The sequence below is a fragment of the Bradyrhizobium sp. STM 3809 genome, assembly GCF_000239795.1.
Classification (GTDB): domain Bacteria; phylum Pseudomonadota; class Alphaproteobacteria; order Rhizobiales; family Xanthobacteraceae; genus Bradyrhizobium.
On sequence record NZ_CAFJ01000062.1, the window covers coordinates 1 to 8,944 of the forward strand.

The following is an 8,944-nucleotide window of genomic DNA, read 5'->3' on the forward strand; positions in this document are numbered from 1 at the left end:
TTCACGCGCAGCGAGATGCCATGCAGGACATGGCTCGCGCCGTACCAGGCCTGGACACGATCGAGCTCGAGCAAAGCGGTCTCAGCCATAGCCTTCACTCTGTCCCAGATAAACGCGGCGGACGTCGGGATTGCCGCGGATCTCCTCCGGCTTGCCATCGGCGAGCAGCCGGCCATGATGCAGCACGATCACGCGCTGGCTCAGGCCCAGCACCATCTTCATCTTGTGCTCGACCAGCAGCACCGTGCGCCGCTCCGCCAGCCGCTCGAGCAGCGCGACCATTTCCTTGGTCTCTTCCGGACCCATGCCGGCGGTTGGCTCGTCGAGCAGCAAGAGCTCGGGCTCCGACACGAGCGCGATCGCGATCTCCAGCGCGCGCTGCTGACCGTGGGCGAGAAACTTGGCCTGCTCGCCGCGCTTTCCGATCAACCCGACCGACGCCAGCGCCGCATCGGCACGCTCGCTCAGCTCGACGAGATCGGCACGGCGGCGCCAGATGTCGTAGCTCACCCGCATTGCCTGGGCCGCGACCCGGACGTTCTCATGCACCGACAGGTCCGGAAAGATGTTGGTGATCTGGTACGAGCGCGAGATGCCCTGGTGCACGAAGCGATGCTGCGGCATGCCGTTGAGCTCACGCCCCTTGAAGCGCAGTGTGCCCATGCTGGGCGACAAGGTGCCGGAGAGGATGTTGAAGAACGTGCTCTTGCCGGCGCCGTTCGGGCCGATGATCGAGGTCAGCTCGCCCCTGGCGAACGACACCGAGATGTCCTCGAGCGCGGTGAAGCCGCCGAAGCGGCGGCCGATGCCCTCGGCCTGCAGCAGCGCGGTGCTCATCGCTGCGCCCTCGCAACCGGCAGACCATCCAGCAGCGTGCCCCAGATGCCCTTCGGCAGGAACAGCACGAACACGACGAAGATCGCGCCGACGACGATCTGCCAATGCGGCGTCCACAGCGAGACGACATCCTCCAGGATCAGGAAGGTGGCCGCGCCGATGAACGGTCCGAAGAAACTGCGGGCGCCGCCGAGCAGCACCATCATCACGATCATGCCCGAGGTCTGGTAATGCAGGGAATCGAGCGGCACGATCGACAGATGCAGCGCCGACATGCAGCCGCCCACCGCCGAGATCGCGCCGGACAGCATGAACACGATCAGCTTGCAGCGCTCGACGTCGTAGCCGCAGGCCCGCGCGCGCTGCTCGTTCTCGCGGATCGCCTCGATGACCGCGCCGAACGGCGAATTGAGGATACGCGACTGTACCCAGAGCGCCAGCGCCGCGAAGGCCATCAGGATGTAGTATTTGTTGACCGGATCGAGGAAGTTGATCGGCAGCCCGAGCAGATTGATGCGGTCGACGGTGAAGCCGCGCAGCCCGTTCTCGCCGCCGGTGAGGGACGAGGCCTGCAATGCGACGTAATAGACCAGCTGCGCGAGCGCGAGCGTGACCATGGAGAAGTAGATGCCGCGGGTCCGCGTCGAGATCGTGCCGATGAGGGCGGCCAGCGCGGTGCTCGCGGCGATCGCGAGCGGCACGGCGGCGAACCAGGGCAGGCCCCAGCGGCCGATGGCGATGCCGGTCAGATAGGCGCCGGCGCCGAAGAAGGCGGCATGGCCGAACGACAGCAGGCCGGTGTAGCCGAACAGCAGATTGTAGCCCATCACCACGACGCCATAGATCAGGACGTTCACGGCGAGCGCCTTCGACGGCAACAGCCAGGGCAGCAGCGCCAATGCGACGAGCGACACCAGCACGCGGTGATCCGACAGGACCGCAAACAGGCGCTGGCTAGGGGAGAGCGACGGCGCTTCGCCGGTCGACTGCACCGTCATCACGCCCTCCCCTTGAGGCCGAACAGGCCCTGCGGCCGGACCAGCAGCACCGCGGCCATCAAGGCGAACATCACGATGGTCGCCATTTCCGGCGCGAACAGCGCCACCATGCTGATGCAGACGCCGACCATCAGCCCGGCGACGACGGCGCCGACGATCGAGCCGAGGCCGCCGATCACGGTGACGACGAACGCCTCCGCCAGCACCAGCGTGCCCATTTCCGGGTTGACACTGCGCATCGGCCCGGCCAGCACGCCGCCGAGTGCGGCGAGCCCGACGCCGAGGCCGAAGATCGCGAGCCACACCTTGCCGATGTCGACGCCGAGCACGCGCATGATCTGCGGATCACGCGCGCCGGCACGGACGATCAGGCCGACACGGGTCTTCTCCAGCATCAGCCACAGCAGCAGCAGCACGACGGCGACCAGCGCGATCACGAACAGCCGATATTTCGGAAAGAAGCCAACACCGAGATCGACGACGCCAACCAGTTGCGAGGGCGTCGGAAACGGGATGCCGTCGCTGCCGAACACGATGCGCACGCCCTCGACCAGGATGTAGCTGAGGCCGAAGGTGAGCAGCAGGGGATCATCGATCGACCGCCCGTACAGCCGCCGGACCAGCACGCGCTCGATCAGCATGCCGAACGCGCCGACCAGCACGGGCGCCAGCACGAGCCCCCACCAGAAGCTGCCGGTCAGTGACGCCAGATACAGTCCGGCATAGGCCCCGATCATGAACAGCGCGCCATGGGCGAAATTGACCACGCCGAGCATGCCGAACACGATGGTGAGGCCGAGCGCGGTGATCACCAGCACCGCCCCGAGGGCGATGCCGGAAAACAGCTGCATGATGATCAGCGAGAGGTCCATGCGGTCGGGATCAGGTCGCGTGACCGAGCTCGCTGCAGCTGCGCAGCATCTCTTCCGCACCGGGATCGCTGGCCACGATCGCGAACAGATCGTTGTCGTTGGCCATGGCCGACTTCTTCTTCGATTCCAGCACCAGCACCGACTGCACCGACTGATGGTCGCACTTGCGATAGTGCTGCGGACCCTTGGTCAGGTCGTATTGCAGGCCCTCCAGCGCCGCGATGACCTTGTCGGTGTCGGTGCCGCCGGCGACCTGCATCGCCTGCAGCAGCGAGCCGACGCCGGAATAGCCATAGGCACCGTAGTCGGTCGGGATCGCACCGCCATTCGCGGCCCGAAATTCCTTATTGAACTCGGCCGCGGTCTTGTTCTGAGTCTCCAGGCCCCAGTAGTAATTGGCGCCGCCGACCACGCCTTCGAACACGTCGGGGCCGACGGCAAGGCGCTGGTTGTGCAGGATCACCGGCACCACGATCTTCATCTGCTGCTTGATGCCGAAATCGACCGCCTGCTTGATCGCATTGGCCTGGTCGCGGCCGAAATTGCTGATGCACAGCACGTCCGGCCGCATCGACATCAGCCGCGGCATGAAGGTGGAATAGTCTGCGGCACCGAACGGATGCAGGATCTCGCCGACGCTCTCGGCGCCGATCGAAGCCTGCGCGCGCTTGAAGCCGCGCAGCATCTCATGGCCATAGGCATAGTCGGCGACGAGATGGGCGACCTTCATGCCTTTCTTGAGCGTCTGCCGCGCCACCGCCGCCGTGGTCATGTGCGGGTTCAGCGCCTCGTGGAAGGTGTATTTGCTGAAATCCTTCACCTCATTGATGGTGTCGGACTGGCTGATCGAGACATAGATCACGCCGCGGGCGCGGGTCACCTCGTTGACGGCGAGCTGCACCGCGCTGGAGAGCGCGCCGACGACGGCGTGCACCTTGTCCTTCTCGATCAGCTCCAGCGTCCGCGTCGCCGCTTCGCCGGCATTGAGCTTGTCGTCGCGCACCAGGAGCTCGACCTTGCGCCCGGCGATGCCGCCCTTGTCGTTGACAAGCTTGACCGCGAGCTCGGCGCATTTGACCTGGTCGCGGGCCTCGGCCGCGAACGGGCCGGTCAGCGGCGTCGGAAAGCCGATGCGGATGCCGTCGTCGGCGGCGCGGCCGAGCCGCGGCATCGCCAGCGCGGCGGCACCCGCCGACATGGCCAGCAGCGCCTTGCGGCGGGAAAGTCCTGCGCGTCGCGACGTGGTCTCGAAGCCTGGCATGATGTCCTCCCTCATCTTGTCTTGTTAGTATCGATTAAGCGCCTTGAGCACGCGCGCGGGCGTGATCGGAATGGCATTGATGGACGCGCCGAACGGCGTCAGCGCGTCGTTGACCGCATTGAGCACGCAGGCCGACGCCGCCGCCGTGCCGGCCTCGCCGCAGCCCTTGGCGCCGAGGATGGTGTCGGCCGTCGGCGTCTCGACATGGTCGATGACGATATCGGGCATCTCCATGGCCATCGGCACCAGATAGTCGGCGAGCGAGCCGTTCAGCAGTTGCCCCGTCTCGCCGTAACGGCATTCCTCGAACAGCGCCGCACCCAGCCCCTGCACCACGCCGCCACGCAACTGCTCGTCGACCAGCATCGGGTTGATGATGCGGCCGCAATCCTCGACGACATAGTGCTTCAGCAGCTTGATGAAGCCGGTATCGACGTCGACCTCGAGGTAGCAGCCCTGCACGCCGTTCGTGAAGGCGAACGGATAGCCCTGTGGCGCGAAGTGGTGGCTGACGGTCAACTGTGCCTGGGTGCCCGGCGGCAAGGTGTCCGATCGGAAATAGGAGATGCGCGCGATTTCGGCAACCGCCAGGCGCGGCTGCTGCGTCGACCTGCTCACGACCTGCCCATCGACGATGTCGAGTGCGGCCGGCTGCTCCTGCAGGATCAGCGCGGCGATCTCCAGAATGTTGGCCTTGAGTTGCCGCGCCGCCTGCAGCGCCGTCTCGCCGCCGATGCCGGCGCCGCGACAGGCCCAGGTCGCGCCCCCATGCGGCGTGACCTCGGTGTCGCCGGTGAGGACCTTGACGTGCTCCTGGGCGATGCCGAGCTGCTCGGCCACGATCTGGCTGACGATCGCCTCGGTGCCCTGCCCCTGCTCGGTGACCGAAATCGCGCAGCGCACCTCGCCCGACGGCGTCAGGCTGATGGTCGCGCCGTCCTGCGAGGAGATGCGGGCGCCGCCGACGCCATAGAAGGCCGGGCTCGGATTGGTGATCTCGACGAAGGTGGCGATACCGATGCCGCGATGGACACCACGCCGGCGCAACGCCGCCTGCTCGTCGCGCAGCGAGTCATAATTCATGATCGCACGCAGGCGCCGGAGGCAAGCCTCGTGCGACAGCGCCTCGAATTTGTAACCGGTTGGCGACGCCGCCGGATAGGCATCGTCGGCGATCACGTTGTTCGCGCGCATCACGAGAGGATCGAGGCCGACGCGTTCAGCGGCGAGGTCCACCATCCGCTCCGTCACCGCGCAAGCGATGGGGTGGCCGACCGCGCGATATTGGCTGGTCTGCACCTTGTTCTGGAACACGACCTCCAGCGCCGCCCGATACGACTTGAAGCCATAGGGCGCGCCGATCAGGCGGATCACCTGGTTGCCTTCGACCACGCTGGTGCGCGGATAGGTCGAGAAGGCGCCGATGGCGGTGACATCGACAACGTCCATGGCGAGGATCTTGCCATCGGCATCGACGGCCATGCGCGCGCGGACGTGATGGTCGCGGGCATGAATGTCGGAGACGAAGGATTCGATGCGATCGGCGACGTATTTCACCGGGCGGCCGAGCAGGATCGACAGCCCGACCACCGCCATGTCCTCGTGATAGACATGCAGCTTCATGCCGAAGGAGCCGCCGATGTCAGGCGCTATCACGCGCACACGCGCTTCGGGAATGCCGTAGTGACGGGAATAGAGATCCTGGAACTGATACGGCGTCTGCGTCGCATGATGCACCGTCAGCACGCCGCTGTCGGGCTCGTAGTCCGCGACGATGGCGCGCGGCTCCAGCGTGACCGGCGTATGCCGGCCGAAGCCGAACTCTTCCTCGACGACATGGGCGGCCGCGGCAAAGGCCTCGTCGACGCCGCCGCTGTCGAGCTGGGTGCGAAAGCAGATGTTGGACGACGCAGCCGGATTGACCAGAGGCGCATGCGGCGCACGCGCGGCGTCGAGATCGACCACCGCCGGCAGCTCCTCATAGTCGACCGTGATCCGCTCCAGCGCATCCTCGGCGATTGCCCTGCTCTCGGCGACCACGGCAACGACGGCTTGCCCGGCCCAGACGGCGCGATCGATCGGCAACGGCAGCTGCGGCTCGGAGATCATGCCCTTGAAATGGTCGAGCGTGCCGGTCCAGGGAGTGCAGATCATGGCGAGGTCAGCGCCGCTCGCAACCAGATGCACGCCGGGCTGCGCGCGCGCCGCGTCGACGTCGATGCTGATGATGCGCGCATGCGCATGCGGGCTGCGCAGGAACGCCGCGTGCAGCATGCGCGGCAGGCGGAGATCGGTGACGTAGCGTCCGCGCCCGGCCAGCAGCCGCTTGGCGTTCGGGCGCGGCACCGAGCGGCCGATATAGGAGTTGGGTCGGTCGAGCGAGGTGAGCGGCGCGGTCATCGCGACGAGCCCTCCGCAGCCTTGGCCGCGCGTGCCTCGGCAACGGCAGCAATGGAATCGACGATGGCCTCATATCCGGTGCAGCGGCAGAAATTGCCGGAGAGCGCGTCGCGGATCGCCTCGCGGCCCGGCCGCGCCACCTGCGACAGCAGCTCATGCGCCGTCATCAGCATGCCCGGCGTACAGAAGCCGCATTGCAGGGCGTTGCGCCGATGGAACTCGGCTTGCAGATCAGCGATCACCCCGCTTGCCGAAAGCCCCTCGATGGTATCGATCCGCGCGCCATCAGCCTGCACGGCGAACATCAGGCAGGCGTGGACAGCGCAACCGTCGAGTTGCACGAGGCAGGCGCCGCAGGCGCCCATCTCGCAGCCGGCATGGGTGCCGGTCAGCTCCAGGGGACCCCGCAGAACATCCACCAGCGTGTCGCGCGGCGCGACGTCGCAAGCCACCTTGCGACCATTCACGACCATGCGGACGCGGACCGCATCGTCGACGTCGTCGAGCTCCACCGGTGCGCCGCTCATGCCGCCTCCCCGAGCCGTCCGAGCACTCGTCCGAGCAGCACGCGCGCCAGATGCATGCGCATCGCCGCGGGAACATCGTCGCTCTCAGCGGGGGCGAGGTCTTGGCCGAGCGCCGTTTGCGCCGCGGCAATCCGCTCGGCGTCGAGGCGCGAGCCAACCAGGGCCGCCTCCGTGGATATCGCCCGCATCGGCAAATTGCCGACCGAAAACAGTGCGATGCGGATATCGGCGATCCGATGCTGGTCGAAGGTTGCGATCATGCCGCAGCCGACCAGCGCGTAATCCCCGCGCCGCCGCGCCAATTCGTCGAACGCAATGCGCTGGTTGCTGCGAAACAGTGGGACCCGGATCGCGACGAGCAGCTCGCCCGGCGCGAGCGCGGTCTCGAACAGATCGATGAAGAACTCATCGGCCTTGACGATGCGGCGCCCGGACGGACCGGCGATCTCGATCTCCGCATCGAGCGCCAACACCATCGCGGGAAATTCCGAGGCCGGATCGGCCAGCGCCACGCTGCCGCCGAGGGTGCCGCGATTGCGGATGGCGGGATGGGCGACGAACGGCGCGGCCGCCCGCAGCAGCGGCGCGAACTCAGCGATAAGCGGCTCGGTCAGCATCTCGCGATGCCGCGTCAGCGCTCCGATGCGCAGCCGGTCGCCCTCGCGCCTGATGCCGCGCAGCTCGTCGACGTGATTGATGTCGATCAGGATCGTGGGCGCCTGCAGGCGCAGCGCGAGTGCCGGAACCAGGCTCTGGCCCCCGGCAATAAAGCGCGCCTCATCGCCGGCGCCGGCATGAGCGGCCAGCGCTTCGTCGATCGTCCTCGCACGAAAATAGCTGAAAGCCCTCGCTTTCATCCGTCTCCTCGCATCCCGGACCCATCAGCCCGGACACCCAGATTTGTGACCATCTGGTCTCAAAACAGTGCACGACGCTGCCGCCGCGGTCAACCAGAAACGAACGATTGGTCGCAAATCAGCTTTCGGCTATCAGATGACCTCTGCGACGATCGATCGAGACCATGGCCAGAGCCCCGAAGACAGTCAGTTCGAAGATTCCCGCGAGCCGCACCCGCGCGGCCCGTGCCAGCAGTGCACCGCAAGCGAAGCGCCGCAACATGCGCGCGGCCGACCGTGAGCGGCTGATCGTCGACGAAGCCATCCGCTTCTTCGCCGAGCGCGGCTTCGAGGGTCAGACGCGGGAGCTCGCCAAGCGCATGGGCATCGCGCATTCGGTGATCTACCGGCACTTCCCGAGCAAGGAAGCGCTGATCGAGCGCGTCTATCAGGACGTCTATCTGAGCCGCTGGTCACAGGACTGGGGCCCGCTGATCCGCGACCGCAGCCAGCCGCTGCAGGCCCGGCTGACGAGCTTCTATCTTGACTATGTCGCGCGCGTGTTCGAGTACAATTGGGTGCGGATCTTCGTGTTCTCCGGATTGAAGTCGTTCGGAATTGCGGGACGTTATCTCGATCTGGTCCGGCGCGAAATCATCGAGCCCGCCGCAATCGAGCTGCGGCATGAGCTGGCGCTGCCGGACGCGCAGACCGTCCCGCTCGGCGGGTGCGAGACCGAGATGTTCTGGGGCCTGCACGGCCGCATCTTCTATCTCGCGATCCGCAAGTTCGTTTATGGGACGCCCGTCCCGTCGGATCTCGACCAGACGGTACGCGATGCCATCGTCCTATTCATGGACGGGGCGCGACTGGCGCTCCCCAGATTGCTGCAGGATGGCGCATCCAAGAATACGTCGTGAGCAGCGGCGGCGCCAAGCCAGCTATTCAAGCTGCTGTGCAGGCGGCATGATCTGATCATCATCATGTGTTGAACGTGATCCGTCCTGCATTGCAACCGACCGCGCACGATGTCTGCCGCAGGTTTCATCGCACCAGCGCCGGCAACAACGATCGGCCCCCCCCTGCGCCTACTGCCGCATACAAAATATCAGATCACCCTGCCCCATTGATCCCAGCTGCGCCCGCGTCGACCGCCTCTTTCGGATACCCATCGCAACCTCCTCATCGAGAGTTGCGACGACCGACTGAATCC

8 protein-coding genes are annotated in these 8,944 nt (G+C 66.3%); 1 reads left to right on the forward strand and 7 read right to left on the reverse strand.

Annotation, left to right across the window (positions count from 1 at the left end; all coding sequences use genetic code 11):
• Positions 1 to 81 precede the first annotated feature (81 nt).
• From BRAS3809_RS02915 to BRAS3809_RS02945, 7 genes are read right to left on the reverse strand one after another with little or no spacing between them, the layout of a single operon-like run.
• Entirely contained in the window at positions 82 to 837 is a 756-nt protein-coding gene (locus BRAS3809_RS02915; RefSeq protein WP_008960605.1) for an ABC transporter ATP-binding protein, read from the reverse strand.
• Positions 834 to 1,835, reverse strand: coding sequence for a branched-chain amino acid ABC transporter permease (locus BRAS3809_RS02920; protein WP_008960606.1), 1,002 nt, complete (start codon positions 1,833 to 1,835; stop codon positions 834 to 836). The genes BRAS3809_RS02915 and BRAS3809_RS02920 overlap by 4 nt, the downstream gene beginning before the upstream one ends.
• Positions 1,835 to 2,707, reverse strand: coding sequence for a branched-chain amino acid ABC transporter permease (locus BRAS3809_RS02925; RefSeq protein ID WP_008960607.1), 873 nt, complete (start codon positions 2,705 to 2,707; stop codon positions 1,835 to 1,837). The genes BRAS3809_RS02920 and BRAS3809_RS02925 overlap by 1 nt, the downstream gene beginning before the upstream one ends.
• 10 nt (positions 2,708 to 2,717) lie before the next feature.
• Positions 2,718 to 3,968, reverse strand: coding sequence for an ABC transporter substrate-binding protein (locus tag BRAS3809_RS02930; RefSeq protein ID WP_008960608.1), 1,251 nt, complete (start codon positions 3,966 to 3,968; stop codon positions 2,718 to 2,720).
• 24 nt (positions 3,969 to 3,992) lie between these two features.
• Positions 3,993 to 6,368: a xanthine dehydrogenase family protein molybdopterin-binding subunit gene (locus BRAS3809_RS02935; protein ID WP_008960609.1), complete on the reverse strand. Its 2,376-nt coding sequence runs from the start codon at positions 6,366 to 6,368 to the stop codon at positions 3,993 to 3,995.
• A complete protein-coding gene (locus tag BRAS3809_RS02940) occupies positions 6,365 to 6,895 on the reverse strand; it encodes a (2Fe-2S)-binding protein (RefSeq protein WP_008960610.1) in 531 nt (176 codons plus the stop codon). Before BRAS3809_RS02940 ends, BRAS3809_RS02935 begins: the two co-directional genes overlap by 4 nt.
• On the reverse strand, positions 6,892 to 7,752 hold the full coding sequence (locus BRAS3809_RS02945; protein ID WP_008960611.1) for an FAD binding domain-containing protein: 861 nt from the start codon (positions 7,750 to 7,752) through the stop codon (positions 6,892 to 6,894). The genes BRAS3809_RS02940 and BRAS3809_RS02945 overlap by 4 nt, the downstream gene beginning before the upstream one ends.
• A 260-nt stretch (positions 7,753 to 8,012) precedes the next feature.
• On the opposite strand from BRAS3809_RS02945, the gene BRAS3809_RS02950 reads away from it, so the two are divergent.
• Positions 8,013 to 8,651 carry a TetR/AcrR family transcriptional regulator gene (locus tag BRAS3809_RS02950; protein WP_008960612.1) on the forward strand — a complete coding sequence of 213 codons (639 nt, stop codon included), beginning with the start codon at positions 8,013 to 8,015 and terminating at the stop codon, positions 8,649 to 8,651.
• Positions 8,652 to 8,944: the final 293 nt, after the last annotated feature.